A 26,289-nucleotide genomic window follows, 5' to 3' on the forward strand; every position below is an offset into this window, starting at 1 on the left:
GGTGGATTCATGTTAATTAGTTTAGTCAGAATAGATCCTGGCTGTCTGGGTATAAATCTCAAATCTACAATCAAAACGCGCCAGTCTAATTCTATTTAACCCAAATTCAGAGAATTAACAGGCACATCATCCCAAGATGCTACCGTGCGGAGTCTGGCAATCCAACCCAGTTGGATTTGTTCTGGGGTAAGATTTTGCTGAAAAGACTCATGACAATCCCTGGCTAACGCTTCATCGCCAGAAGCAATGCAAGCATACATCAACCCACCTGGATCTAATTGTTCGTTTACCCAAATTGTTAGCATTAGCTTCACTTCCTGCGATATCGTATCGATCGAATTTTAATCAATTTCAGATGCCGTCGCAATCTGAGCTAGCTGCTTGGCACTTATCCGGCAAGTTTTCCAATCTGGCAATACCGTCGCCCCAAACCGCTGATAAAACTCGATCGCATTTTGATTCCAGTCTAATACAGACCATTCTAGCCGCCCACAACCCCGATCGCGCGCAGTTTTGACTACCGCAGTCATTAAAGCTTTTCCCACCCCTTGACGGCGATATTCGGGCAGTACGAACACATCTTCGAGGTGGAGTCCTGGCTGGGTAAGGAAGGTAGAGTAGGTCGGGAAAAATAGAGCAAAGCCGATCGTCAAGTCACCTAATTCAGCTACAATTGCTTCAGCTACAGGTCGATCGCCAAATAAATGCGATCGCAATAAATCGGTATTTCCAGTTACTTTATCTGTAAGCTGCTCGTAATCAGCTAATCCTAAAATCAGCTCAAAAATGGCATCGACATCTATTATTTGGGCGGGACGAATTATAAGCATTTAGTTAGGGAGTAGATTCAACTTTCAACTTTCAACTTTCAACTTTCAACTAAACTTCCCATCCTTGTTTTTCGATTAACTCGATCGATAGCTCGTTAATAGCAGCTAAATTAGGATGACGGGGTAAACTAGAATCATCATAGGCGCGATCGAGTTCTGCCACTAAATTATCGGCAATTGCGGTAACTTGTTCGTAAGTAAAGTCGCCGTGTAAAATTGCTTTGAGTTCGTCAGCATCGCCCACGTCCTGCCGATCGACAAATACCTCGCCAGATTGTAAAATCTCTAAGCCGCTACGTAATAATCGAATGCAGTGCATCGCATGTTTGAGATCGAAACCCGATTGTCTTTCCATCCCCGCACGGGCGGGATTGCGATTGGTTTGCCATGACTGGTAAGCGTTCCATTCTCGTAAGGCATTTTGATACTGCTGGCTTTTTTGGAGCAATTTAATAAAGTCACCGCGACTATTGGTAAGATTTTGGGTGTATTCTAAAACATCATCGGTGAGATGGTGCTGTTTTAATAACCCTTTATAATCGATCTCGCCAGTTAGTAATTGATGCAATTCTTGAGCTTCAGATAAATATTCAATTTTACCACGCACTAGCGCATACAGATATTCTAGAAAAGCATGTAATTCTTCCCTACTCAATGGACGTTCTGCACTCAGACCGAAATGTTCGGGAAGGGGCTTTTCTTGAGGTGGATTTAACAACCACTTCCGATGCGATTCAATTTTTTTAATTTGAGCAAAAGCATAACCAGAATAGGTATGTTTGACGCGCTTGCTGAGAAACATCTTGCGGTGTTTAATCAAATATTCGCCAACTTCAGTTTTGACTGGATACTGCTTGAGCCAGAGTAATTCTAGAATATTAGGGTTGGCTCCTGCCAAAAGCTGCACGAATTTTTTCAGCTCGTAAATTACGGTGTCTTTTTCACCAGTCAAAAAGTCAAATATCCCTGGCTCGGTATCCCAGCCGCCATCTTTTTGCTCGACTTTATCCAAGCCCAAATAGTACTTTTTACCTGCAATAAACACCCCCCGATAATCGAGATCGGATTCGGGACGGCTCAATCCATAACCGTGGCTACCAGCTAAACCAATCAGGATCGTACGTTGTTCGACTTCTAAGCGTTGCATCGGAGTTAGAGGGTAGGCGGGATAAATAGGTAAGGACTGAGATCGATTTGTGCTTCATGTTCTAGCAGACCAACGATGACTTCTATGCCACCAGCCTGTAAAATTTTAATTCCAGTGCCAGCATTGCGTCTGTCAGGATCTAACATTGCTACAAATATTCTTTTAATCCCACTGGCGACAAGTGCTTTGGCACAAGAAGGAGTTCTGCCATGAAACGAGCATGGTTCGAGCGTAACATAAGCGGTCAAAGTGGATAAATTACCCGAAACTTGTGATAAAGCCATCGCTTCAGCATGAGGTTTGCTTGGCGGTTGGGTATAACCCCTCGCCACAATATTGCCATTTTCAACTAAGACACATCCAACAGGCGGATTAGGTAAGCATAGTGGTAAAGCTCTTCTTCCCTCAACAAGTGCTGCTCTCATAAATTCCGCAGACTCTGATAACATTACTCTCACCTCTTAATCTGGACGATCTAAATTCTCGATCCTGTCAGCGATTGTAACTAATCCATCTCAGGTACTAGCCGCTTGATGTAAAATTAAGCGATTCCCGTCGGGATCGTAGGCGTAGATTTCGCGACCGTGGGAGGCTGTGGTAATCTTGCCAGATGGGGGATAACCGATTTGGGCGAGTTTATCGATCGAGTCTTCTAAATTAGCTACTTCCAGACAGATACTCATTCCACTCTGACTAGGATGCCCAAATTCGTCGCGATTGGTAGACTTGGGGCAAAAAATTCCTAACTGTAGCCCAGCTATCGAAAATTCTGCATAAACAGTGGGAACATATCGATCGGGAGCAGATCCTAAAAACTGGGTGTAGAAGTCTACTACCACATCGAAATTGACACTGGCGATCGTCACAAAAGCAGCAGTAACCATAAATATCACGCAAAAACTCTCAATTCTCGACCGAACGCGTACATTCGATCGTCAGTGCCGATCCCCAAATTTCTCATCTTTAAATCCCTAATTTAGGGGTTGACCTACTCACAAATGGGTTTATAATTGCTACGCTTGGGGAACTATATTATATACACAAAAGACAACTCGCACATATACGGTGTAACCACATTGAGCGAGATGGCTGGGGAGGAATTGGTAACTTTATGGAATTGGCAAGGCGCATTAGCAAGATCGAACCATCTGTAACCCTCGCCATTTCCGCGCTGGCGAAGGCGATGCAGCAAGATGGCAAAGATGTCTGTAGTTTCAGCACGGGAGAACCCGATTTCGATACTCCCGCACACATTAAAGATGCTGCTAAACAAGCATTAGATCGCGGTATTACCAAATATGGCGCAGCCGCAGGCGAACCACTATTAAGGCAAGCGATCGCGACTAAATTGCGCCGTGATAATCGGTTAAACTACGATCCTGCCAATATTTTAGTCACCAATGGGGGCAAACATTCCCTCTATAACCTGATGGTGGCGTTAATCAATCCTGGCGATGAGGTAATTATTCCCGCCCCGTTTTGGTTGAGCTATCCCGAAATGGTACGCTTGGCAGATGGTACGCCCGTTATCGTCCCGACAGATAGCAGTACCGATTATAAAATTACGCCCTCCGCTCTCGATGCGGCAATTACGCCCAAAACGAAGTTGTTCGTACTCAATTCCCCATCTAATCCTTCGGGGGTAGTCTATACTCCAGATGAGTTACAAGCATTAGCAAAGGTAATTGTCGATCGCGATATCCTAGTTGTATCGGATGAGATTTACGAAAAAATTATTTACGATGGTGTCGAGCAAGTTAGCATCGGTAGTTTTGGCGAGGAGATATTTAACCGGACGATTATTAGTAATGGCTTTGCCAAAGCCTACGCCATGACGGGTTGGCGGATTGGTTATCTCGCCGCACCAATCGCGCTGATTACAGCCGCTAGTGCCCTACAAGGGCACAGTACTTCCAACGTCTGTACTTTCGCTCAATATGGCGCGATCGCGGCTCTAGAAGGCTCTCAGGACTGTGTAGAGAACATGCTTCACGCGTTTGCCCTGCGAAGAAAAGCGATTTTAGAACGGCTGCAAGCAATTCCCGGTTTGAGTTGTGCCAAGCCAGAGGGTGCGTTTTATATCTTTGTGAATATTGCCAATACCAATCTCAAGTCGTTAGAGTTTTGCCAGCAATTACTCGAACAACATCAGGTAGCCACAATTCCCGGATTGCCCTTTGGCGCAGACGACCACATCCGGATCTCTTATGCGACGGATATGGTAACGATCGATAAAGGTATGGACAGGTTAGACAAGTTTATCCGATCGCGCCGCTAAACCGATCGACGAGAAATTAATTCATCCACACTAAATCGACCCGCCGATCGACTCCAAATATTAATCCACAAACATCTTGGATAGTTGTGGAATTTTTTATTAAGAATTTAATGAAAGAGCGGCTATGCTCACGACAGCAGCGAGATCGGTATCAAATCGATCGCCAGCCAGATATAATAGGAAGAACCTTCGATCGCGCAACAAAGCGCAGGCGAGGCCAACCGATAGCGTCTGGAGCTGAAAAAATTGTCAGACCCCAGATCCGATCTTTTAATTCCACCATATTTTTAATTTTAATTGCCCATAGCATCTCGATCCGATGCTACGTAGTAGCAGCAACCACTTACCTGGCAAAGGCAAGGTTATCTTCTACCGAGTCAATTACCAATGGGGAAGTCAACTAGTAGCGATGAAAATTTTAGTTCTAATTTGGGAATTTCCGCCGCGCCTCGTGGGAGGTATCGCTCGTCATGGGGCTGAATTATATCCAGAGCTGGTAAAATTAGGTCATGAAATTCACCTAATTACCGTGGAGTTCTCTCAAGCACCAGCCAAAGAAATTATCGAAGGCATCTACGTTCACCGCGTGCCTGTCGGATTCAGCCAAGATATCTTTAACTGGATTGGCAATATGAATCAGAGTATGAGCAAGTACTGTACGAAACTAGTCGAAATATCTCAAGATTTCGACCTGATTCACGCTCATGATTGGATGGTAGCAGATACAGCTATCTCTTTGAGCGAAAACTTTCAAATCCCGATCGTTGCCACCATTCATGCAACTGAATTCGGACGGCATAATGGCATCCACAACCCCAGCAGCGAACACGTTCACGCCCAAGAAACCCGCCTAGTCGAAGCTGCCGCTCAAACGATCGTTTGCAGTCAATACATGCAGCAAGAAGTCGGGCAGATTCTCCGTTGTCCGTGGGAAAGAATTAGCATTATTTATAATGGCATTCGTCCCGAAAAGAAACAACGCCCCAAAGATTTTAACTTCTGGAATTTTCGCCGCAGGTTTGCCGCCGACCACGAACAAATTGTCTATTATGTGGGTAGGATGACCTATGAAAAAGGCATCTTTGTGTTATTAAACGCTGCCCCTAAAGTTTTATGGGAACTCGGCGGTAATGCTAAATTTATCTTCATTGGCGGCGGTAATACCGACGGTTTAAAACAACAAGCTTGGGATTTAGGGATCTGGGATAAATGTTTTTTTACAGGCTTTATGTCTGACGAACATTTAGATAAATTTCAAACCGTCGCCGATTGTGCGGTGTTTCCTAGCCTGTACGAACCATTTGGAATTGTCGCCTTAGAAAGTTTTGCCGCTAGGGTACCAGTTGTTGTTTCCGATGCTGGGGGATTAGCCGAAGTAGTTAGGCATACGAAAACCGGGATAGTTACCTGGAAATGGGATTGTAATTCCCTCGCTTGGGGAATTTTAGAAGTACTCAAAAACCCTGGTTATGCCAAATGGTTGACAGACAATGCCTACGACGAACTCGGCAAACGCTTTAATTGGCCGAAGTTAGCCGTACAAACCCAAACTGTTTATTACAATGCGCTGGTTAAAACAAAGCAATCGGTTAGGTTTTAGATTTTAGGCAGAATCTATTATGAAACAAGTATTTATTGAAGAAAAAAGTTTTGATAAAATAGATTTTACTCAAACCCCATTAAGTAAAGGTGAATACGAGTATTGTAACTTTATCAAATGTGACTTCTCAAAATCCGACCTTTCAGATATTGAATTTTTAGAATGTGAGTTTTTAGGTTGTAATCTTAGCCTGGTTACTCTAGCTCGAACATCATTAAAGGAGGTTAAATTCAAAGATTGTAAAATGCTAGGAGTGAATTTCGGAAACTGCAATGAGTTTGGATTTGCGGTTTACTTCGATGCTTGTATCCTCAATCATTCCTTATTTTCTGACACAACCGCTCCGATAAAGAAGCGCGTAAAATTCAGGCAGACAGTATTTAAAAACTCATTACTACATGAAGCAGATTTCACCGAATGCGATCTCACTGCTGCTATCTTCGATAACTGCGATTTGACCAGAACTATCTTCGAGCGCACGATTCTGGAAAAAGCCGATTTTCGCAGTTCTTTTAACTACTCGATCGATCCAGAATTAAACCGCATTAAGAAAGCTAAATTTTCGCGATCGGGTATCGCCGGACTTTTAGAAAAGTACGATCTTGAAATAGACTCTATAGATTAAGTTTCTACTAGTATCGTGTCTGCATCTTTTGTTAAGTTAGGCACAACCATAATTTTCGATCGAATTCGGATAGTATATAGTTACTGGATTAAGTTAATGTGAGTCCTAAGCGTAATCTCCCAAATTCCTGATGAAAATTCTACATCTATCCGATATCCACATGGGCGGCGGTTTCGCTCATGGTAAAATCGACCCAGAAACCGGACTCAATACGCGGTTCCAAGATTTTGTCAAATCGCTGTCGAGTACGATCGATAGAGCCTTAGCCGAGCCAGTGGATCTGGTATTATTTGGTGGAGATGCCTTTCCCGATGCTACGCCCGCGCCGTATATTCAGCAAGCCTTTGCTTTACAATTTTATCGGCTCGTCGATGCCAATATTCCTACCGTCTTACTAGTTGGCAATCACGATCAACATTCTCAGGGACAAGGTGGAGCTAGCTTATCGATTTACCGCTCTTTGGGCGTTCCGGGGACGATCGTCGGCGATACGATCGAGACTCATGTTATAAATACTCGCAGCGGTGCGATTCAAATTATTACCCTGCCCTGGCTCAATCGCTCGACCTTGTTAACTCGCGAGATTGCCGAAAATCTGTCGATGCTGGAAGTCAACCAATTATTACTCGATAAACTTCAGCCGCGACTAGAAGGTGAAATTCGCAAACTCGATCCTAATTTACCGACGATCGTGTTAGCGCACCTAATGGCGGATAATGCCACTCTAGGAGCCGAGAAATTTTTAGCTGTCGGTAGAGGGTTTACCATTCCCCTGTCCTTCCTGACACGTTCTTGCTTTGACTACGTGGCTTTAGGGCACGTTCATCGCCACCAAAATCTTAATAAAACTAACGATCCTGCCGTCGTCTATCCAGGGAGTATCGAACGGGTAGATTTTAGCGAAGAGAAGGAAGATAAAGGCTTTGTTTTAGTTACCATTGAGCCGACGGTACAGCCAGCGAGTAAAAGTTTTGAGACTACCTGGGAATTTTGCCCTCTAGCCGTGCGGACTTTTCGGACGATTAAAATCGATGTCTCCAATAGCGAACAGCCTCAGCTAAATATTTTAGCTGCGATCGCCAAAATTGATATTGTCGATGTCGTAATCCGGCTGATCTATCAACTCAATCCCAACCAAGTCGAGCTAATTAGTACCAGTGGCATTCATGAAGCCTTGAGTACCGCACATCACTATACAATTCAAGCCGAACTCATCAGTCAACTGAGCCAACCCCGATTACCCGAACTCGGCTGTAGCGTTGGCGACCCGATGGTAGCACTTTCTACCTACCTGGACAATCGCCCCGACCTTAAAGACATCGCCACGGCGATGATTGCTGCTGCGAATGAGTTACTATCTGGCGACAATCTGGGATCGATCTCTAGCAATCGGATTTTACTAGATCTCGAATCATCTTCAGATCCAGACACCACTACGCCGATAGAAACTACCGAGAGCGATACATCTGCGGCTAAACCACCCAAATCCAAAACCACTGACGGACAACTAACATTACTTTAGACTAGGGGATAGGAGATCGACAGATGCTGATTTCTGTATTCCCTACTCCCTATCCACTATCCACTATCCCCTAATGGAATATCGTCGTTTTGGTCGTACAAATCTCCAAATGCCCGTCTTTTCATGTGGCGGAATGCGCTACCAACATAAGTGGCAAGATGTCCCTTTTGCTGAAATTCCCGATGATAATCAATTAAACCTAGAAGCAACGATCCGACGGTCGCTAGCTGTCGGGATAAATCATATTGAAACTGCCAGATTTTACGGGTCTTCAGAAGTTCAACTCGGTCGAGTTTTACCTAAGTTAAACCGTCAAAATTTTATTTTTCAAACGAAGGTTTCACCTACCGCCGATGCTAAACAGTTTCGCAAAACTTTCGAGCTGTGCTTATCTCGACTCAATTTAGAATATGTCGATTTGCTCGGTCTGCACGGTATTAACGATCGCGAGACTGCCGATTTTGCCCTGAGAGATGGCGGCTGTTGGGAAGTTGCCAAACAACTGCAAGCTGAAGGGAAAGTGAGGTTTATTGGGTTCTCTACTCACGGTAGCACCGAAACGATCGTCCGGGCGATCGAAACCGATAAATTCGATTATGTCAATCTTCATTGGTACTATATCAATCAAACTAATTGGGCGGCGATCGAAGCAGCAACTCGTCACGATATAGGGGTATTTATTATCAGTCCAACTAATAAAGGTGGATTACTCAATAAACCATCGGCAAAATTAGTCGAACTATGTCAACCTTTGAGTCCGATTGTATTTAATAATCTTTTCTGTCTAAGCCATCCCCAAGTCCATACCCTCAGCGTCGGTGCGGCGACACCCAGCGATTTTGACGAACACCTCAAAACACTCCCCTTATTAGCACGCGCCGCCGAACTATTACCACCCATTATCGATCGCCTAGAACGTGCCGCGATCGACAAACTGGGGCACGAGTGGGTAAAAACCTGGCGACAAGGCTTACCCGACCCCACAGACACCCCTGGGAACATTAATATTCCGATTATCCTCTGGCTGCGAAATCTCGCGATCGCCTATGACACGATCGAGTACGGACAAATGCGCTACAACTTACTCCAAAATGGCGGACACTGGTTTCCTGGTGCCAAAGCCACCAACGTTAAAAATCTCGATCTGTCTGCATGTTTGGCAAATAGTCCCCATGCGGACAAAATCCCCGACTTGCTTTGGGAAACAGATCGACTCCTCGGCGGCATCGAAGTCAAACGATTATCTCAAAATTGAATTAGGCATTAGGGATTAGGCTTTAGGCTTTAGGTCGGATTAGGGATTAGGGGTGAGGAAGTTAGCAGGACGCTTGCGTCCCAAAACCTAAAACCTAAAGCCTAATCCCTATTGACTACTCCTGCCAATCGTGGTATCTTAACAAAGCACGTAAAGCGCACCTCAACCAAAATTTAATCGAGCGGATGTGGCGGAATTGGTATACGCGCACGCTTGAGGTGCGTGTGGCTTAGTCCTTGGGAGTTCGAGTCTCCCCATCCGCATATCAACCCGAAATAGCCCCAGCTTCTTTTAGAGAAAGCTGGGGCTATTTCTGTAATCGACGTAGAGCTAAGGAATGAGATTTACTAAAATTAGTTAGTGAAATCTCACTAGATGCGCTATTATATGAATAACAAGGGCACGTGGTTCAGTGGATAGAGCATCAGGTTCCGGTCCTGAGGAGCGGGGGTTCGAGTCCCTCCGTGCTCATGTAAATAAAAAGCAGCCGATACATTAATGTGTTGGCTGCTTTTTTAGCGATTAATTAGGCAATACCGAGCAACGCGTCTAACTTGCCCTGTGCGTCGAGATCGTGGATGGCATCGCAGCCACCGATGTGGGTATCGTCGATAAATATTTGGGGCACAGAACGTTTGCCGTCGTCGCCTCTGGCTGCCATTGCCGAACGTGCCTGCTCGTCACCATCGATCGCATGTTCGGTAAACTCAACACCCTTATTTTTCAATAAAGCTTTGGCACGAATGCAAAATGGGCAGCTTCGCCATGTATAAATTTCAATATTTGGCTGCATGGGGGTGTCAACGGGTAAATTCTCAAGTTCACTACCTAGTTTGACATTTTTGAGTCCGATCGTCATCCAGTCCGATCGCGGTTGGATCGTTGACAACCCACGAGCGTAGATTAGGCAAAAAACAAAAAATAGACCACCAGTAAATAGCGATCTACGTTGCAGTAGTTATTGGGTAACTAATATGTATAAATAATAGCCTGGGTATCGCGATCGAATCTTCAGCCAGTTGTCTGGATCTATCTCAGTCAAAAGGCTGGGGTTTGAGATTTGGCTGGGTAGATCCGCAGTGGAGCAGATAAAGCCGTCTGTGATAAGCACACTTTTTACATTCATTCCCGCCTAGCTGGTTAAATTTGTTATATTCAGCAGTAAGCGAGAATATTAATTTTAGGAGAGCATATCCCAATGGCGTTCGTACAAGAAGCTTTACCTTATGATGTCAGTGCATTAGAGCCACATATGTCGGCAGAGACGTTTAAGTTTCACTATGGCAAGCATCATGCTACTTATGTGACTAACCTCAACAACCTTACCAAAGATACGCCGATGGCGGATATGTCGATTGAAGATGTTGTTAAAGGTAGCTTTGGTGATGCCAGCAAAGCAGGCATTTTTAACAATGCCGCTCAGGTGTGGAACCATGCTTTTTTCTGGAAGTCTATGAAGCCAAATGGTGGCGGTACGCCGACTGGCGAATTAGCTGCAAAAATCGATGCGGCATTCGGTAGTTTCGACCAATTTAAAGCAGACTTCAAAACTGCGGCTACTACTCAATTTGGTAGTGGATGGGCGTGGCTGGTTAACGATGGTGGTACGCTCAAAATTACCAAAACTGGTAATGCTGAGAACCCCCTCGTTCACGGACAAACTCCGCTGATTACGTTGGATGTTTGGGAACATGCTTATTACATCGATTTCCAAAATCGCCGCCCTGACTTTATCAGCACCTATTTAGATAGCTTGGTAAACTGGGATTTTGCTGCTGCTAATTTAAAGTAAGCATTAGCGAGTGGACGCGCAAGCGTCCATTCTGGTTTTGTTTATCGAGAACGATTTAAAAGTAAAAGGATTGCTAGTAACGGAAACTTATCGAGATTTATTAACCAATCAATTAGTGTCGATCGTTCCTAAACAATCTACCTTGAAAATAACAGATTTTAGGCAACCCGATCGATCTCAAATTCAGCGCATTGCCATCGGCGAAACTCGCACCGTTCCCGCAGGACAAGATGCAACCTAAGTATTTAAGAATTTAGGAATCTTCGATCGAATAAAATCTAAAAAGTTAATTCTTTTAAGCTCAAACCCTACAAATCCCCCCTACTTGGAAAGGGGGGAACCGGACTCAAAGTCCCCCTGACTGATACCACCGATCTCCTGTGAGGAGTGTATGAACTTGCCAAGCCGGATCGAGCTTAGGAAAATCGGTTCGCGAATGTCCGCCGCGACTTTCGGTGCGGATGAGGGCACTAGTTAAAATTAAAATTCCGATATCTAGTAAATTTCGAGTCTCGCCCCAGGTTTGCAGATCTGGTTCGGATATTTCGGTAGGAAGAGTAACCGATTGTAATGGTAAAATTTGGGTAATTAGTTGAGAAATTGGTAAGAGATCGAATTCTATCTGTAATATTTTAGCTCGATCGATCGCTATTTCTAGACTATTGCGATCGCGACAAACCCCGGCAGCTTGCCACATTAGGCGTGGTAATTCTTCACGAATATCGCGAATCTCGCTCCAATCTGCTGAATTTTGGGCGATTGTTTTAATCCTAAAATCTAAGTCAGGGATTTCAACTTGTGCTGGATCGATCGCACTCAAATTTAGAGCGCGCGGTACGATTGGAATTAGGTCTAATTGCGCGCCAAATACCACGCATTCTAATAACGAATTACTCGCCAAGCGATTGGCTCCATGCACGCCCGTGCTGGTAGTTTCACCGACTGCATATACACCCGGAATATTGGTTCGCGTCATCAAATCTGTCTGCACTCCTCCCATCCAATAATGTGCGGCTGGCGCAACTGGGATTAATTCATTGAGAATATCGATTCCCCAATGCTGACAAACTTGAATGATATTTGGGAATCGGTGACGAATTTTTGCGGCTGGAATGGGGCTGAGATCGAGCCAGACGCACCCGGTAGCCGGATCGGGGCTATGTTTTTGTAAATGACTGAAAATCGCCTGACTGACGACATCCCTGGGGGCGAGTTCTCCGGCGGGGTGATAGTCGAAGGTAAACCGATAACCTTTGTCATCGACTAAATGGGCACCTTCACCGCGTACCGCTTCACTAATTAAAAATCTCGGCGCACCAGCTTTAGTAAGCGCAGTCGGATGAAACTGCACGAATTCTAAATCTCGCAAAATTCCCCCAGCTCGATGCGCCATCGCCACGCCATCGCCAGTACTAACTTCAGGATTGGTAGTCTGAGCGTACACCTGTCCCCCACCGCCTGTGGCTAAGACAACGGCGGTAGCTGTTACCCACATAATTTTCCCTTGATATAAGAGACTAATTCCCCGACATGTTCCGGCTTCGAGCCACAAATCTAGGGCAAAGGCATGGGTAAATACCGTAATATTTGGTTGTGCCAACACGCGATCGGCTAAAGTACTAACTAACGCTCTCCCTGTGGTATCTGCCGCATGAAGCACGCGGGGGCGCGAATGAGCCGCTTCTAGAGTCAAGGCTAGTTTCTCATCTACTCTGTCGAATCCTACCCCCAAATCGACTAAAGATTCGATACATTTCGCGGCATGGGTAACTAAAAATTCTACCGCAGCTCGATCGCACAATCCCGCCCCGGCTTTGAGGGTATCGGCAATATGTAAGTCTACCGAGTCTTGCGGATCTACTACCGCTGCAATTCCCCCCTGCGCCCAATCACTCGCCGAGAGGGGTAAACTAGCCTTACTGACAATCGCCACCCGCAGTGAGGCTGGTAAGCACAGTGCTGAGTACAATCCAGCCGCTCCAGCTCCCACGACGATGACATCAAAGTTGGTAGGTAGGGACATAGGTGGGGGAGGAGTAAGGAGTAAGGAGTAAGGAGTAACAAATACGATTACTGCTAAAGCATATCCACTATTCACTATTACCTAACTTCATTATCTGTGACGATCGGTATAAAAAAATCCCACCTTGAATGTAGGCGGGAAGTGAAACATGGGGTAGAGTTGTAAATTACTTAGTTAGTAATAACCATTGTTATAGCGATCGCCACCTTCGTTAAAGGTATCATCGGTAGAGGTGAGCGTGAATTTGTCAAGATTGGCATTGAGCATTTCTTTCTGCTTTTCGCTCAAACCAGGAATACTCAATACATCTTCGACTGTCTTGTAGGGAGCATTGTCTACTACTTTGCGGGCGAGGGTAGGGTAAAGACCGGGATATTTCCGAAACGAGCGAACATTAGTATTATTGAGATCGATTTTCTTACCAAACTCAGTGCTCAATTTACTATCGGCACTATTGCGAATGACTTCTCCAGTTGCTGGTTCAGCAGCCAAGAAGATTGTGGAGCTATGCCAACTAGCTGCCATTGCTTGGGGCGCGATACCAACGAAACAAGTCAAACAGAGACTAAAAGCAACCAGCAGACGGGCAAACCGTTTCATAAAATTTATTGTTCCTAACACAGCATCTTAATTCTCCACTATTTTACCTTAAATTAGGTTTTAGGCTTTAGGTTTTGGGCTTTAGGTTTTGGGCTTTGGGCTTTGAGCCTTAGGTTTTGGGACGCAAGCGTCCTCTTAATCTTAAATCCCTAACACCTATCCCCTCTTCCCCTAACACCTAAAACCTAAAGCCTAAAGCCTATTTCCAACTCACCTTAGGCAAAATGTGCGATCGATCGACGCGGTGTTGGTATTTAATGGCAAAATTGAGTAAGGAATCGAGCAGCGAATCTGAGAGAAAATGTGGCTGGAGTCCCAGATTGAGCAGATTGGTATTTTTGGGATTGAAATAATGATCTTCGGCTTCGATGCGGGGATTTGCCAACATCTGAATATCTACGTCCAATCCTAATGTAATTCCGGCTTGCTTGACTTTCAGTGCTAAATCGTTAATGCTAAACAACTCTGTAAACTGGTTGAAGACGCGGAATTCGCCGGGATTAGCAGGAGTTTGGATGGCGAGTTCGACACATCTGACGGTATCGCGAATGTCTAAGAAGGCGCGAGTTTGTCCGCCTTTACCATACACCGTTAGCGGGTGCCCGATCGCAGCTTGAATGCAAAAGCGATTGAGAGCCGTACCGTAGATGCCGTCATAGTCGAGACGGTTGATGAGCAGTTCGTCCATTCCGGTTTCTTCTGTCAGCACCCCATATACTACCCCCTGATTGAGATCTGTGGCGCGAATGCCCCAAACTTTACAGGCGAACTGAATATTGTGACTATCGTGAACTTTGCTCAGGTGATAAAAACTTCCCGGCTGCTTGGGATAGGGTAAGGTATCGGTACGACCGTTATGTTCGATCGTAATGTATCCTTCTTCGATATCGATATTCGGCGTACCATATTCGCCCATCGTCCCTAATTTAACGAGGTGACAATCGGGGAAATCATCGCGCAAGGCATATAACAGGTTGAGATTACCCACCACATTATTTACCTGAGTCAGCACCGCATGTTCCCTATCAATCATCGAAAATGGTGCCGAACGCTGTTCGCCAAAATGGACTACCGCTTGGGGCTGAAATTTTTGGAGCGATTTTTGCAAGAAATCATAATTATTAATATCGCCTATAAATAATTCAATTGTTTTGCCTGTCAATTCTTGCCAGCGTTGAATCCGTTGGTGGATGGTGGAAATTGGCGTAAGTGTCTCTACTCCCAGCTCTAAATCCCAATGTCGCCGCACCAAACTATCCAAGATTCCGACATCATACCCCCGGTTAGACAGGTACAGCGCAGTTGCCCAACCACAATAACCATCACCGCCAATTACCAGGACTTTCATAAATACAAAAGTAGAATTATTAATTTACATGAGCCACTATTCGCTCAATGTATCAGGACAAGGGCAAACAAGTAAACCGCGATCGCCAAAAATTAAGGTTAAGAACGAGTTAAGTCAATTATTGGTTGACATTTTTGCCAAATTGTGGATCGAATAAATTGTGCGATCGAAATTGTCAATCGTCGCCGCGATCTGGATCTGACAGGCATTAAGTCATTAAAATATAGAAATGCCGCCCCAAACTTAGGCTAAATTAGCAGCACAATTATGTCCAGCCCCAAAACGATCGTCTCACCAGGCACAAAGATCGATCTTCAGGATTACGATCCGGCGGATACGGGAAAATTTGAGAATAAAGAGTCCGCACAAACCAAATTAGCCGCGAATATTGTTGAATTAGCAGAGTATCAAAATATTCTGTACGCTCAGAATAAATTTGCAGTCTTAATTATTTTCCAAGCGATGGATGCCGCCGGGAAAGATAGCACAATTAAACATGTGATGTCTGGTATCAATCCGCAAGGTTGTCAAGTTTACAGTTTTAAGAGTCCTTCAACGGAAGAATTAGACCATGATTACTTGTGGCGCGCGCACAAATGCGTACCCGAACGCGGACGAATTGGCATCTTCAATCGATCGTATTATGAAGAAACGCTCATCGTCCGCATTCATCCCGAACTATTACTCAAGCAGAATTTACCACAAGTCGATCTCAAAGAAATTTGGCACCAAAGATTTCAAGAAATTAACAATTTTGAACAATATTTAACCAATAATGGTGTAGTCATCATCAAGTTTTTTCTCCATATCTCTAAAGCCGAGCAGAAGAAAAGGTTTTTAGCACGAATCGAAGCACCCCAAAAGCACTGGAAATTTAGTGCTGACGATATTAAGGCACGCGATCGTTGGGATGATTATCAGGCAGCTTATACCGATATCTTTAACCATACTAGTACCAAAGCCGCTCCCTGGCATATCATTCCTGCCGATCGCAAGTGGTTTACCCGGCTAACTGTCGCAGATATTATCTGTAGCCATCTCAAGCAGTTAGAATTAGCCTACCCTCAGATTAGTGCCGAACAATTAGCAAAACTAGCTGATGCAAAACAAATGCTAGAGCGGGAGAAGTAGGTTTTAGGGATTAGGTTTTAGGTTTTAGATTAAATAACTTGCGTAGGTTGGGTAGAAGCCCGCGAAACCCAACATTCCCAGAGAGTTGGGTAGAAGCCCGCGAAACCCAACCTACAGATATGTATACTTCTTACTTCTTACTTACTACTCCCATCTCTATGAAAATTGCTGACTTACGCAAAAACTATACTCAAGCAGGATTATTAGAATCAGATATTCTGGCGAACCCTTACGAGCAATTTCAACTGTGGTTCGATCAAGCTGTAGCGGCAGATTTATTAGAACCAAATGCAATGACGGTGGCGACGGTAACGACTGAGGGTAAACCTTCAGCGCGAATTGTTTTGCTCAAAGCTGTAGACGATCGCGGATTTGTATTTTACACCAATTACAACAGTCAAAAAGGGGTCGAACTTCAAAACTGTCCCTATGCTGCTTTAGTCTTTTTGTGGGGCGATTTAGAACGCCAAGTGCGGATTGAGGGTAAAATAGAATTTGTCTCAGAATCGGAAGCTACCAGCTATTTTCACAGTCGCCCGCACAGCAGTCAACTGGGAGCGTGGGCTTCAGCACAAAGTACGATTATCGAAGATCGATCGATCCTCGAACAGAAATTACAACAGCTAGAAACCGAATACCACGATCGCGAAATTCCCAAACCTCCACACTGGGGAGGAGTGCGCGTTATCCCCCACGAAATTGAATTTTGGCAAGGTCGTCCCAGTCGCCTCCACGACAGGTTACGCTATCGACTAGTCGCCGATAAATGGCAAATCGAAAGACTCGCACCCTAACACCTAACACCTAACACCTAACACCTAACACCTAACGCCTAAATTATGACAGCCAGCATCAAACCAACAGATCGGATTGCCAGCCAGGTAGTAAATAGCTTACTCTCAATTAAACCGATCGCGAAATTTGCCAAACATCAAGCGCGGGAATTGATTATTAAACGGGCGGAGTCGATCGGGGTGGCTTGGCGGGACGATGTGAAGTTTTTGCGATCGCGAGGCAGTCAAACGGCGTTTTCGCCGCAGTGGGAGACAGATTTAGCGAAGATTACTACCCCCGATCTTGAGTATCCAAAATATTATCTCACCTCATTTCATGCGTACGATCGCGGGAATATGAGTTGGGATGCCGCGATGGAAGTCGAAGTCGCCGCTTACTCGGTTCATGCCAAGATTTTTGCCGAAACTGGAACGACTGGCGATACTCAGCTCCGCCAAACTTATCACGACCTAATTGTCGGATCTTTGCCCGCGCCACCGCAAACTATTCTCGATATCGGTTGCAGTGTGGGGATGAGTACGTTTGCCATGCAGCAGGTTTATCCCGACGCACAGTTGACGGGTTTAGATCTGTCACCTTACTTTTTAGCGATTGCTAATTACCGCGCCGATCGACAACAATCTAGCCGTATTAATTGGGTTCACGCCGCAGGCGAAAGTACGGGATTACCCGCACACAGTTACGATTTGATATCTTTATTTTTAATCTGTCACGAGTTACCGCAGACAGCCACCCGCGAGATTTTTCAAGAAGCTAAACGTTTACTCAAACCGGGCGGACATATTGCGATTATGGATATGAATCCTGAGTCAGATATTTACGCCCAAATGGCTCCATATATCTTAACACTGCTTAAAAGTACCGAGCCGTATCTCGATCGCTATTTTACCCTCGACATTGTCCAATCGTTAATCGACGCTGGTTTTGAGGCTCCGACAATTACCGCCAACACGCCGCGCCATCGGACGGTAATTGCGAAGGTATTGTAGAGTGTGCGAGTTAGATCTGACGATATTATCGATCTTTGGTATCGATTTGGGCATATTTAGTAATAAGCTTGAGTTGTAATATAACTACAGCAATTACTGAATCCCAATCGATCGTACCAAGGAGAGTAGATATGTCTGCGTTAGGACTGACGACAATAAGTAATTACGATTTTTGTACTCAGTGGGTTATCGATAATTCTGACTCTAAGCCAGTCAGAGTACTCGACTATGGTTGCGGCGGCGGCGAGATTGTTAAATTATTGAGAGCGCGAGAAGTTGAGGCATTTGGTTGCGATACTTTTGGTGGAGCGGCTGTTTATTCAGAGCTAGAAAATTCAGTTTTATTTGGTACGGCAATTTTAAAAATGGAAGAGAACAAAATTCCATTTCCAGATAATTACTTTGATTTTTTAGTTAGCAATCAAGTTATCGAACATGTTAGAGAGCTTGACAAAACCCTAGCTGAATTTCAGCGGGTACTTAAACCGGGCGGTCAGCTTTTAACGATATTTCCCGATAAAAGTACGTGGCGAGAGGGACATTGCGATATTCCCTTTTTACATTGGTTTCCGAAAAAAAGTACTCCCAGAATTTATTATACTTTGTTATTAAGATCGCTGGGAATGGGGTCTTTTAAGGAGGGTAAAAGTCCGATGCAATGGAGCCAAGATACCTGTATTTGGCTGGATGAATTTACTTATTATCGAACTGCTGCGGAAATTCATAGCCAATATTCTGCCTATTTTAGTGATGTGAGATCGATCGAGGCAGAGTTATTACAAAAAAGATTGGGAGATCGTTATCAGAAAATTTCATGGTTGCCAAAATCGCTGCAACAATCGTTAACTAAAAAATTTGCCGGACGAGCTATAGTCGCACGCAATCTTTAGTATAACTGCCAAATCGATGTCGATATTTATCGATCGATTAAACTTATAAATTTCGGATCGTGACGGATTCGATCGAAATCGGCATCGGTATTAGCGAGTGCGCTATAAGTACTTGAATCGAATTGAATTACTTGCGCTAAATATTGAATAGCAAGATCGATTTGGCATTTAATTGCATAGCAACAAGCTCGATTATAAATAGCCGGATAGTAGTCTGGCTTAATTGTCATGGCTTGAATGTAAGCCTCAATTTCTTCTTCATATCGACCTAATTGCCGGAGCGATATGCCCCGCAAGTTCCAAGCTTCATGCAAACCCGATTTAATTGCTATAGCGCGATCTAAGTAGCTAATCGATTGCTCATGTTTGCCTAATTGATGGAGAGTCGCACCACAATTGTACCATGCACTATCGAGAGTAGGGTCGATCGCAATGGCGCGATCGTAAGCAGCAATTTCTTCCTCATATCTACCTAATTTACCTAATGCAACTCCCCGATAATTCCACGCTACATAATTGTGCTGTTGCTTAACAATTACGAGATCGAAAGATGCGAGAGCAGCTTTATCTCGGTTTAATTCCATTAATGAATAACCGCGATAATTCCAAGCATCATAGTAATCGGGTTTAATCGCTACCGCGCGATCGAAATTAGTAATTGCCGCTTCATATTCACCTAAATGATGGCAGACATTCCCCCGATAGTATAAAGCCTCATAACAGTCAGGTTTAATTGCTAAAGCGCGATCGAATGAGTTGGCAGCTTGGGCATATTTAGCCAACTCAACTAGCGCGTAGCCATGCTGAATCCAATCTAGATAATTGTCAGGTTCGATTTCCAATCCGCGATCGAGCGAATCGACTATTTCACTAGATCTACCTAATAATCGTAGTGAAATCGTGCGATTGTGGCAAGCTGCATAAAAGTCGGGTTTAATTGCTAAAGCGCGATCGTAATAAGTAATTGCTGCCTCATTTCGATTTAATTTATTGAGGATCGTGCCGCCATGATTCCATGCGTCATAAAAATCTGGATCGATCGCTAAGGCTCGATCTAAAGATCCAATTGCCTCATCATTTTTTGCTAACCGACCGAGGACAATTCCGCGACCATACCAAGCATTACGATCGGCTGGTTTAATTGCAATTACTCTATCGAATGATACCAGAGCGGCTTTATCTCTGTCTGTATTGTGGAGTACCAAACCCCGATTATACCAAGCTAGATGGTTATCTGGGTCGATTTCAATAACTCGATTATAACAGACTAATGCTACCTCATTTTTACCGATTTTAGCCATTGCCAAACCGCGATGCAACCAAGCACGCTCGTCATTTTGCTCGATTGCAATCGCTCGATCTAATGAAATAATTGCTTCTTCATTTCGTTCCAGTCGAGCTAGTATGATTCCGCGATGATACCAAGACTGATGGTAGCGGGGATTAATTGCTAATGCCCGATCGAAGTCGATAATTGCTGCGGTAATTTTATGTAATTCTAGTAATGCAATACCGCGATGATGCCAAGCCTTATAATCGTCGGGATCGATCGCAATTATCCGACTGAATGACTCTACTGCGGCGGCATTTTTGCCAGCTTTACTTAGAGCAATTCCGCGCTGATACCATGCTTTGACAAGATCGGGTTTAATTGCTAAGGCACGATCGAAATCGGTAATTGCTTCTAGATATCGATCTAGTTCGCTGAGTGCGATGCCCCGAAGATACCAAGCCTCGCAGTCATTTGGCTTGATGGCTAATACCCGATCTAAAGCTGCAATCGCATCGATATTTTTACCCAGTCGATATAATGTTACCCCAAGCTGATACCAAGCCCGATCGTTATGTGGTTGAATATTTATCGCCAGATTGAAAGAAGTAATTGCTTCTTTGCTTTTGTTAATCTCACTTAGAGCAATTCCCCGATAAGTCCATGCTAGATCGTAGTTAGGATTAATCGCAATCGCTCTATCGAATGATGCGATCGCTAATTCATTTTTGCCAGACTGATATAATACAAACCCGCGATGATTCCATGCTTCATAGTTATCTGGCTCGATTGCAATCGCCCGATCGAATGACTCAATTGCCTCTCGATTTTTATCTACCTGACATAAAGCCAAACCGCGATTAGTCCAAACTTCACAATCTTGAGAATCGATCGCCAACGCTCGATTGTATGCAATAATTTCTTCATTATGTTTGCCCATTCGACCGAGGGCAATGCCGCGATTATGCCAAGCTCGATCGCATTCAGGATCGATCGCGATCGCATTATCATAAGCGGCGAGTGCCCTGTCAAATTGTCCATCAGCAACTAAACTATTACCCAACTGAATTAACAGTGGTATCGTTTGTTCTAAAGAAGTAACTCGCTCTAGGCTTTGTTTAATTGCTAATATTTTTTCGAGTCTTTGTCGTGCGGGATCTCCTAAATCTGCACTATTATCCTCGTCATCCCAAATATTCGATTGCATGACTATCTCTATAATGAGGAAAATTGGGCTTGGAGACTAGATCGGGATCTCGATCTACATCGAGTGCGATTACATACCTCCGCAGACTAAGTATGCCCAATTTTAATATTTATCGCTCTACCTAGTGTCGATTTGAGATGGGAGATCGATCTGCGATCCCGCTCTCATCAAAATCAGAGCTTCTCAGAAACAACTCACCTCCCAACCCCGATCGATCGTCGTGTAAGCTATGCTACACAGCACATTAACCTCAAAATAGCTGCGACTGCGATCCCTGAGAATTGGATAGACATATATCAAGATTGCCTAACTTTATTAATAAATATTGCAGAAGCTAGATCTGTCTGATAATGTGTGTTTATCGATCGACACTTCACCTCGATCGGGCATCAACCAACAATGCTCGATATCTGGTTACTTGCCAATCCTGGTACGCCGCATGATGGCAATTTACTGACAAATGCTCACAGTAGCTCCCCTCACAATTACTGTTTGCATAGTCATGCCACACACTCTGTTAGTTGATAAATCTAGCTATCTCACAAGTATTCGATCGATATTTAAGTCCCAGATCGCTCGTGGCATAGCTAACGCAGCCAAAGTTGCCATACTACGAGTTTCACCTTTGGAGGTTTTGAAAATGAATTTACAAGGAAAAACAGCCCTCGTCACTGGTGCATCGCGGGGAATCGGGCAAGCAATTGCCTTTGAACTAGCCAAAAGTGGCATCAAGCGACTGCTATTAGTCGCCCGCAACCAACAACGGCTGGCGGAAATTGCCATCGATATCGCCGCAATGGGTGTCGAAGTCATCCCGCTAGTCTTAGATTTAACAGATCGCGTGCGGGTAAATATCGTCATCTCGCAAGCATGGCGAGATTACGGTCAAATTCATCTCCTCGTCAACTGTGCGGGTGTGGCTTATCAAGCTCCATTTCTACAATCGAAATTACCTCACGTTCAAGAAGAGATCGCCATCAACTTGCTGGGAATGTATACCATCACCCGCCTACTGGCGCGCCGGATGGTATCTCAGCAAGAAGGGACGATCGTTAATGTTGCCAGTTTAATGGGCAAGGTTGCCGCACCAACGATGTCTACCTACTCGGCAACTAAATTTGCTATTTTGGGCTTTACCCAAGCTCTACGGGGCGAATTAGCCAGCCACAACGTACGAGTGATGTCGCTACTACCGACACTTACCGATACCGATATGGTGAGAGACTTACAGTTATTTTGGGGAGTAATACCGATGTCGCCACAGCGCGTCGCACAGGCTCTCATCCGAGGGATCGATCGCAACCAGCATGAAGTCATCATCGGCTGGCAAAGTCATTTAGCCGTTTGGGGCAACTATTTAGTGCCGCGACTGCTCGAACGAGTCATCCAGATGGCTGCGCCACTACCTAGCCAGAAACAGTTTTGGCAGCGACTCGGAGCCAGAAGCTAAGAGGGAAAGGCGAGGGGTTAACCCTTCCCCCCTCTCCCAAAAACGATCGCGCTGGTGCCAGCGGAAGTTACAGCAAAGTGACAACTCAGTCAGATTATGAGGACAAACTGCGTAAATACTGAGTGTAAAAATCGGGATGGGTGATGTTATTCCCAGCAGCAGAACTGTAGTCAGGATTGACAGGTCAAGGCATTGACGGTTTACCACCGATCGATTTCTACCAGCCAAACAAAACTACTGTATAAAACATTGCTAGTTAGTCTACACTAGTTTATGTAGCATATCTGCTCCCGACCCATTCTGATGTCTTTTGCTGTAACTATGTTCACCAATCTGATCTCTAGAATTCATAACTGCTCCCGCACTGAAGATATTCTTCAGGCAAGTGTAGAAAGCGTCAAAGAAGCTCTCAACTGCGATCGCGCGGTAGTATATAGCTTACAGCCACAGAATTTGGGCGAGATTGTCGCCGAGTCGGTAGCACCAGGATTTCCCCAAACAAAAGCACTCAGAATCGACGATCCTTGTTTCCAATCACGACACATCGACAGCTACCGTCAAGGTAGAGTAAGTGCGATCGATAATATCCATGAAGCCAGAATTACAGATTGTCATATCGAAACCCTGAGCAAACTGGCAGTTAAAGCCAACTTAGTCGTCCCCTTATTGTTGCCAGATCGGGAGTTATATGGCTTGTTGATTATGCATCAATGTTCCGCGCCACGAGCCTGGAAGCCAGAAGAAGTCACACTTGCAGTTCAAATGGCAGGTCAGATCGGGTGGGCTATAGATAACGCCCTCAGATGGTCGGAGTGTCAAAAAATTCAGTCCGCGCTCGATCGGCAAAAGTACTACAACGAGCTGCTGATATCTGCAACTCAAAAAATTCACCAATGTCGCACTCGCACCAATGTGCTGGCAACTGCAACAGCTCAAGCTCAGACTATTTTAAAGTGCGATCGGGCGATCGTCTACAGCATTGCCAACCAAAGTAGCGGTAGAGTTTATGCCGAATCGACTTTACCTGCTTTAGCACCGCTAGAAGGATCGGTATTTGCCGACCCTTGCTTGGAAGTATACAACAGTGAAGAAGCTCATCACAGCCAAGTCCACGCGATCGACAATATTCATGAAGCCGGAATAAGTCTTGACTTTGTAGATAACTTGGTCACAAATGCCGTTAAAGCCATGATGGTAGTCCCGATTGTTGGCGATCGGAATGAGGTATTTGGGCTACTATCGGTACATCAATGTTTTAGCTATCGCGAGTGGCAAGAAAGCGAAGTAGAATGGTTGCGACAAATCGGCATCCAAACTGGATTGGCTCTGACTAAAGCACAGTTGCAAGAAGAAATCGCCGATATGAGATCTTCGCTCAAACGAGCTGGCGCAGTCAAAGAGTCGATTAATACTGCCGATACGCAAGTTCAGCAGGTAAAGGAGTCTGTGAGCAACTCGATGCAAACCCTAGATGAATCTAGACACCTGATGCGCTTGCTCAGTAGAGAGGTAATTACACTAACAGAGAAATTATCTAGTGAAGATATCAACCTCGTCCGGATTATCACCAAGAAATTGCAAGCAAATGCCGAGGTAGCCACCAGCAGCACGATCTCACTTCAGTCAGAAGTCAAGGAACTCGAAGCAGTTGTCAATTCGGCAATTAAATTGTATAGGTCGCGCGTGGTTAATTAAAATCGGCAGTCTAAAAGTGTGGTGTGGCGTAGACTTTTACCCCACACTTCTGCTTACGGAGCGCATGAGAGACATTGTTGATGTCGATTCTCCGTGGTCGGATCGACCCGGAGACGCTGTGCCTACCGTAGGTACAGCCTTCCCGAAGGGATTAGCGCACCGCCAGTGGGGGCTATTTCTATATGGGCGAAAAGGGGTTCGATCGGGTTTTATGGAGTGTTTAAGAGGCGGGGAGTAGTCAATTACTGCGTTAATTGGTCTTAATCGATAATGTGTTGACATTGTATTGACAAAACTTTTACATTAGAAACATCACCTACCGCAGAGGAGGAAGCGTTATGTACGCCTCAGTAAATGAAGGTTTAACCAATGACATCCGCGATGTCACCATCAACATTCGTGCTAAGAAGAATCAACGCGATTTAATCGATCGAGCGGCTGAATTGCAAGGTAAGAGTCGATCTGAATTCATGCTGGAGTCGGGCGGGGTTTGTTGCGTGATGCAGTGTTGAGGACGCTCAAGGCTGCGGAAATCGCGGGGATACGAGCGATTCTAGTTCATGCGATTTCGGAGGAGGCAAAGCAGTTTTACGAGCAATATCGGTTTACAGCTTCATCGCTGGAGCCGTTAACTTTGATGGTGAAAATTAGTGATGTGCCTAAGTCACTGGGTTTTCCTGAGTAAATCATTAGTCAAATTGGCAACCGATCGATTCTAGTTATTAGAGTAAGCGATTATTAGCTAATGCTAAATTTGGCATTATTCTAAATCTGCAAAGACTTTTAAGAATGGGTTGATAGGTGTTAGGTAATCTTCTCCATCCAAAGCTTTATGAGCTTCTTCAGCACATTCACCTAAATGAATTTCAGCACAACTTATCCAACCAGAGATATTATCAAGATTGCATCTCCTTGAAGATTCCAGCTTATAGATTTCTTCGAGCCATCGATCTTCATCATCTTGTTCTATGTTACTCGTTTCACAATCAAAAATCATTTCGATCTCCTCTGTTTTTGTATGATGTTCAAAGTCAAGGATTTGTAACTCTTCTTGAAATTTCTCTTCAACTAAACGATGAGCATATTCAACTTGTCTAATAGTCTTACCTAGGCAGACTATTTTGACTTCTTTAGCTCCCATCTCATATATTATTTTTCGACAGGCATTTGTAGAGCTACCTGTTGTTATTATGTCATCGAGCAAGATAACATTTTTATCCTTGACTAATGAAGAATTACTCATTCTAATAGAATCTAAATGAGTGTGTTCATTTCTACTTCCTAGATTCTGTGAAGATTTAGGAACTGTCTTAAATCTCTCAAGACATCGAATAGCGTCGATATAATTTTTACTGTCTCGAACTAAATATTTAGCTAGCTTCTGTATACCAGAAGATTCTCCAGCCGTATGTGGAGGAACAGTGACAATGGCAATTTCTTCATCTTCCATTAAATTTGACAATATATTTTTGAAGTAAATAATTGCGTTGATATCACCATTCTTTAAATTCAAAATGTAATGACTAAATTCATTTAAATAATAATTAGCTTCGTATTGATTGTATTTAGGATGATAGAATCATATATGAAAAAGTGCAGGTAAATCCTTAAATTTACTCATTCTCAGGTATGAATTCGTAGTTTTAATCGAGCAATAAAAATAGTATTCCCAAATTACAGATACGGATCGTCAATCTTTTTAACTATACTTCACACGGTCATAATTTGAGTTTTGTCAAAATGCTGAAAAGCGGAGTGTGAGCAAGGAATCAAGCTCCTTTTTATGGTGCAGATGAGCATCATTTAGACATCCAGAGATGGCTGATGAAAACTGAGTAAAAT

General features: G+C 44.3%; 26 protein-coding genes, 2 tRNA genes and 2 pseudogenes. 18 read left to right on the top strand and 12 right to left on the bottom strand.

The window, feature by feature from the left end:
- Nucleotides 1–95: 95 nt before the first annotated feature.
- The 5 genes from Q0R35_RS02380 to Q0R35_RS02400 form a co-directional block, all read right to left on the bottom strand.
- On the bottom strand, nt 96–305 hold the full coding sequence (locus Q0R35_RS02380; protein WP_295614085.1) for a glycogen debranching protein: 210 nt from the start codon (nt 303–305) through the stop codon (nt 96–98).
- Nucleotides 306–341: 36 nt separating this feature from the next.
- Nucleotides 342–830: a GNAT family N-acetyltransferase gene (locus tag Q0R35_RS02385; protein ID WP_295614087.1), complete on the bottom strand. Its 489-nt coding sequence runs from the start codon at nt 828–830 to the stop codon at nt 342–344.
- 49 nt (nt 831–879) lie between these two features.
- Nucleotides 880–1,977, bottom strand: a complete 1,098-nt coding sequence (locus tag Q0R35_RS02390; RefSeq protein ID WP_295614089.1) for a nucleotidyltransferase domain-containing protein — start codon at nt 1,975–1,977, stop codon at nt 880–882.
- A gap of 5 nt (nt 1,978–1,982) precedes the next feature.
- Nucleotides 1,983–2,426 (bottom strand): bifunctional diaminohydroxyphosphoribosylaminopyrimidine deaminase/5-amino-6-(5-phosphoribosylamino)uracil reductase RibD, encoded by a 444-nt coding sequence (locus Q0R35_RS02395; RefSeq protein ID WP_295614091.1) that lies wholly within the window; start codon nt 2,424–2,426, stop codon nt 1,983–1,985.
- A gap of 66 nt (nt 2,427–2,492) precedes the next feature.
- Nucleotides 2,493–2,861 (bottom strand): VOC family protein, encoded by a 369-nt coding sequence (locus tag Q0R35_RS02400; protein ID WP_295614093.1) that lies wholly within the window; start codon nt 2,859–2,861, stop codon nt 2,493–2,495.
- A gap of 227 nt (nt 2,862–3,088) precedes the next feature.
- Between Q0R35_RS02400 and Q0R35_RS02405 the strand changes: the two genes are divergently transcribed.
- The 7 genes from Q0R35_RS02405 to Q0R35_RS02435 all read left to right on the top strand — a co-directional run bounded on the left by Q0R35_RS02405 (nt 3,089) and on the right by Q0R35_RS02435 (nt 9,728).
- Complete coding sequence (locus tag Q0R35_RS02405) at nt 3,089–4,255, top strand: pyridoxal phosphate-dependent aminotransferase (RefSeq protein WP_295614095.1); 1,167 nt, start codon at nt 3,089–3,091, stop codon at nt 4,253–4,255.
- Nucleotides 4,256–4,664: 409 nt separating this feature from the next.
- The gene (locus Q0R35_RS02410) at nt 4,665–5,855 is read left to right on the top strand and encodes a glycosyltransferase family 4 protein (RefSeq protein WP_366944805.1); all 1,191 of its coding nucleotides are present in this window, start codon (nt 4,665–4,667) and stop codon (nt 5,853–5,855) included.
- Between the two features lie 19 nt (nt 5,856–5,874).
- Nucleotides 5,875–6,480, top strand: a complete 606-nt coding sequence (locus Q0R35_RS02415; protein WP_295614100.1) for a pentapeptide repeat-containing protein — start codon at nt 5,875–5,877, stop codon at nt 6,478–6,480.
- A gap of 127 nt (nt 6,481–6,607) precedes the next feature.
- Entirely contained in the window at nt 6,608–8,002 is a 1,395-nt protein-coding gene (gene sbcD / locus Q0R35_RS02420) for an exonuclease subunit SbcD (RefSeq protein ID WP_295614136.1), read from the top strand.
- A gap of 73 nt (nt 8,003–8,075) precedes the next feature.
- The gene (locus Q0R35_RS02425) at nt 8,076–9,257 is read left to right on the top strand and encodes an aldo/keto reductase (RefSeq protein WP_295614102.1); all 1,182 of its coding nucleotides are present in this window, start codon (nt 8,076–8,078) and stop codon (nt 9,255–9,257) included.
- 181 nt (nt 9,258–9,438) lie between these two features.
- A tRNA-Leu gene (locus tag Q0R35_RS02430) sits at nt 9,439–9,520 on the top strand.
- A 135-nt stretch (nt 9,521–9,655) separates the two neighbouring features.
- Nucleotides 9,656–9,728 (top strand) — tRNA-Arg (locus Q0R35_RS02435).
- A gap of 55 nt (nt 9,729–9,783) precedes the next feature.
- Here the strand turns inward: Q0R35_RS02435 and grxC are convergent.
- Nucleotides 9,784–10,050, bottom strand: coding sequence for a glutaredoxin 3 (grxC, locus tag Q0R35_RS02440; RefSeq protein WP_295614138.1), 267 nt, complete (start codon nt 10,048–10,050; stop codon nt 9,784–9,786).
- A gap of 405 nt (nt 10,051–10,455) precedes the next feature.
- Here grxC and Q0R35_RS02445 point away from each other — a divergent pair, with 405 nt between their 5' ends.
- Both Q0R35_RS02445 and Q0R35_RS02450 read left to right on the top strand, forming a co-directional pair.
- Nucleotides 10,456–11,049: a superoxide dismutase gene (locus tag Q0R35_RS02445; RefSeq protein ID WP_295614104.1), complete on the top strand. Its 594-nt coding sequence runs from the start codon at nt 10,456–10,458 to the stop codon at nt 11,047–11,049.
- Nucleotides 11,050–11,086: 37 nt separating this feature from the next.
- Entirely contained in the window at nt 11,087–11,290 is a 204-nt protein-coding gene (locus tag Q0R35_RS02450) for a substrate-binding domain-containing protein (protein WP_295614106.1), read from the top strand.
- Between the two features lie 105 nt (nt 11,291–11,395).
- Here the strand turns inward: Q0R35_RS02450 and nadB are convergent, their stop codons facing one another.
- The 3 genes from nadB to Q0R35_RS02465 form a co-directional block, all read right to left on the bottom strand.
- Complete coding sequence (gene nadB / locus Q0R35_RS02455; protein WP_295614108.1) at nt 11,396–13,072, bottom strand: L-aspartate oxidase; 1,677 nt, start codon at nt 13,070–13,072, stop codon at nt 11,396–11,398.
- A gap of 174 nt (nt 13,073–13,246) precedes the next feature.
- The gene (gene psbU / locus Q0R35_RS02460; RefSeq protein ID WP_295614110.1) at nt 13,247–13,672 is read right to left on the bottom strand and encodes a photosystem II complex extrinsic protein PsbU; all 426 of its coding nucleotides are present in this window, start codon (nt 13,670–13,672) and stop codon (nt 13,247–13,249) included.
- Between the two features lie 199 nt (nt 13,673–13,871).
- On the bottom strand, nt 13,872–15,020 hold the full coding sequence (locus Q0R35_RS02465) for an NAD-dependent epimerase/dehydratase family protein (RefSeq protein ID WP_295614112.1): 1,149 nt from the start codon (nt 15,018–15,020) through the stop codon (nt 13,872–13,874).
- Between the two features lie 267 nt (nt 15,021–15,287).
- On the opposite strand from Q0R35_RS02465, the gene Q0R35_RS02470 reads away from it, so the two are divergent.
- The 4 genes from Q0R35_RS02470 (at nt 15,288) to Q0R35_RS02485 (ending at nt 18,825) form a co-directional block, all read left to right on the top strand.
- Nucleotides 15,288–16,151: a polyphosphate kinase 2 family protein gene (locus Q0R35_RS02470; RefSeq protein ID WP_295614114.1), complete on the top strand. Its 864-nt coding sequence runs from the start codon at nt 15,288–15,290 to the stop codon at nt 16,149–16,151.
- 152 nt (nt 16,152–16,303) lie between these two features.
- Entirely contained in the window at nt 16,304–16,945 is a 642-nt protein-coding gene (gene pdxH / locus Q0R35_RS02475) for a pyridoxamine 5'-phosphate oxidase (protein ID WP_366944806.1), read from the top strand.
- A gap of 45 nt (nt 16,946–16,990) precedes the next feature.
- Nucleotides 16,991–17,935: a class I SAM-dependent methyltransferase gene (locus Q0R35_RS02480; protein WP_295614118.1), complete on the top strand. Its 945-nt coding sequence runs from the start codon at nt 16,991–16,993 to the stop codon at nt 17,933–17,935.
- A 131-nt stretch (nt 17,936–18,066) separates the two neighbouring features.
- Nucleotides 18,067–18,825, top strand: a complete 759-nt coding sequence (locus tag Q0R35_RS02485) for a class I SAM-dependent methyltransferase (protein WP_295614120.1) — start codon at nt 18,067–18,069, stop codon at nt 18,823–18,825.
- A 26-nt stretch (nt 18,826–18,851) separates the two neighbouring features.
- On the opposite strand, the gene Q0R35_RS02490 is transcribed toward Q0R35_RS02485, so the two are convergent.
- On the bottom strand, nt 18,852–21,302 hold the full coding sequence (locus Q0R35_RS02490) for a tetratricopeptide repeat protein (protein WP_295614122.1): 2,451 nt from the start codon (nt 21,300–21,302) through the stop codon (nt 18,852–18,854).
- 354 nt (nt 21,303–21,656) lie between these two features.
- Between Q0R35_RS02490 and Q0R35_RS02495 the strand changes: the two genes are divergently transcribed.
- From Q0R35_RS02495 to Q0R35_RS02515, 5 genes and pseudogenes are all read left to right on the top strand, one after another.
- Nucleotides 21,657–21,827, top strand: coding sequence for a hypothetical protein (locus Q0R35_RS02495; protein WP_295614124.1), 171 nt, complete (start codon nt 21,657–21,659; stop codon nt 21,825–21,827).
- A 115-nt stretch (nt 21,828–21,942) separates the two neighbouring features.
- The gene (locus Q0R35_RS02500; RefSeq protein WP_295614126.1) at nt 21,943–22,752 is read left to right on the top strand and encodes an SDR family NAD(P)-dependent oxidoreductase; all 810 of its coding nucleotides are present in this window, start codon (nt 21,943–21,945) and stop codon (nt 22,750–22,752) included.
- Between the two features lie 303 nt (nt 22,753–23,055).
- Entirely contained in the window at nt 23,056–24,447 is a 1,392-nt protein-coding gene (locus tag Q0R35_RS02505; protein ID WP_295614128.1) for a GAF domain-containing protein, read from the top strand.
- 338 nt (nt 24,448–24,785) lie between these two features.
- Nucleotides 24,786–24,929 (top strand): annotated as a pseudogene (locus Q0R35_RS02510) (DUF1778 domain-containing protein); the annotation flags it as partial.
- A gap of 8 nt (nt 24,930–24,937) precedes the next feature.
- Nucleotides 24,938–25,132: a hypothetical protein gene (locus tag Q0R35_RS02515; protein WP_295614132.1), complete on the top strand. Its 195-nt coding sequence runs from the start codon at nt 24,938–24,940 to the stop codon at nt 25,130–25,132.
- Nucleotides 25,133–25,207: 75 nt separating this feature from the next.
- Here the strand turns inward: Q0R35_RS02515 and Q0R35_RS02520 are convergent, their stop codons facing one another.
- Together Q0R35_RS02520 and Q0R35_RS02525 are read right to left on the bottom strand one after the other, a co-directional pair.
- Nucleotides 25,208–25,960 (bottom strand): phosphoribosyltransferase family protein, encoded by a 753-nt coding sequence (locus Q0R35_RS02520; protein WP_295614134.1) that lies wholly within the window; start codon nt 25,958–25,960, stop codon nt 25,208–25,210.
- Nucleotides 25,961–26,157: 197 nt separating this feature from the next.
- Nucleotides 26,158–26,289 (bottom strand): annotated as a pseudogene (locus Q0R35_RS02525) (IS630 family transposase); the annotation flags it as partial.

The organism is Chamaesiphon sp. GL140_3_metabinner_50, assembly GCF_025361915.1.
GTDB lineage: Bacteria > Cyanobacteriota > Cyanobacteriia > Cyanobacteriales > Chamaesiphonaceae > Chamaesiphon.

Bases quoted from the DNA above. Each gene is read 5' to 3' on its own strand.
- Q0R35_RS02415 (WP_295614100.1), top strand. From the start codon at position 5,875: ATGAAACAAGTATTTATTGAAGAAAAAAGTTTTGATAAAATAGATTTT.
- Q0R35_RS02405 (WP_295614095.1), top strand. From the start codon at position 3,089: ATGGAATTGGCAAGGCGCATTAGCAAGATCGAACCATCTGTAACCCTC.
- nadB (WP_295614108.1), bottom strand. From the start codon at position 13,072: ATGTCCCTACCTACCAACTTTGATGTCATCGTCGTGGGAGCTGGAGCG.
- grxC (WP_295614138.1), bottom strand. From the start codon at position 10,050: ATGCAGCCAAATATTGAAATTTATACATGGCGAAGCTGCCCATTTTGC.
- Q0R35_RS02505 (WP_295614128.1), top strand. From the start codon at position 23,056: ATGTCTTTTGCTGTAACTATGTTCACCAATCTGATCTCTAGAATTCAT.
- Q0R35_RS02480 (WP_295614118.1), top strand. From the start codon at position 16,991: ATGACAGCCAGCATCAAACCAACAGATCGGATTGCCAGCCAGGTAGTA.
- Q0R35_RS02410 (WP_366944805.1), top strand. From the start codon at position 4,665: ATGAAAATTTTAGTTCTAATTTGGGAATTTCCGCCGCGCCTCGTGGGA.
- Q0R35_RS02400 (WP_295614093.1), bottom strand. From the start codon at position 2,861: ATGGTTACTGCTGCTTTTGTGACGATCGCCAGTGTCAATTTCGATGTG.
- Q0R35_RS02390 (WP_295614089.1), bottom strand. From the start codon at position 1,977: ATGCAACGCTTAGAAGTCGAACAACGTACGATCCTGATTGGTTTAGCT.
- Q0R35_RS02385 (WP_295614087.1), bottom strand. From the start codon at position 830: ATGCTTATAATTCGTCCCGCCCAAATAATAGATGTCGATGCCATTTTT.
- Q0R35_RS02465 (WP_295614112.1), bottom strand. From the start codon at position 15,020: ATGAAAGTCCTGGTAATTGGCGGTGATGGTTATTGTGGTTGGGCAACT.
- Q0R35_RS02485 (WP_295614120.1), top strand. From the start codon at position 18,067: ATGTCTGCGTTAGGACTGACGACAATAAGTAATTACGATTTTTGTACT.
- Q0R35_RS02380 (WP_295614085.1), bottom strand. From the start codon at position 305: ATGCTAACAATTTGGGTAAACGAACAATTAGATCCAGGTGGGTTGATG.
- psbU (WP_295614110.1), bottom strand. From the start codon at position 13,672: ATGAAACGGTTTGCCCGTCTGCTGGTTGCTTTTAGTCTCTGTTTGACT.
- Q0R35_RS02445 (WP_295614104.1), top strand. From the start codon at position 10,456: ATGGCGTTCGTACAAGAAGCTTTACCTTATGATGTCAGTGCATTAGAG.
- Q0R35_RS02490 (WP_295614122.1), bottom strand. From the start codon at position 21,302: ATGCAATCGAATATTTGGGATGACGAGGATAATAGTGCAGATTTAGGA.
- Q0R35_RS02500 (WP_295614126.1), top strand. From the start codon at position 21,943: ATGAATTTACAAGGAAAAACAGCCCTCGTCACTGGTGCATCGCGGGGA.
- Q0R35_RS02470 (WP_295614114.1), top strand. From the start codon at position 15,288: ATGTCCAGCCCCAAAACGATCGTCTCACCAGGCACAAAGATCGATCTT.
- Q0R35_RS02395 (WP_295614091.1), bottom strand. From the start codon at position 2,426: ATGTTATCAGAGTCTGCGGAATTTATGAGAGCAGCACTTGTTGAGGGA.
- Q0R35_RS02425 (WP_295614102.1), top strand. From the start codon at position 8,076: ATGGAATATCGTCGTTTTGGTCGTACAAATCTCCAAATGCCCGTCTTT.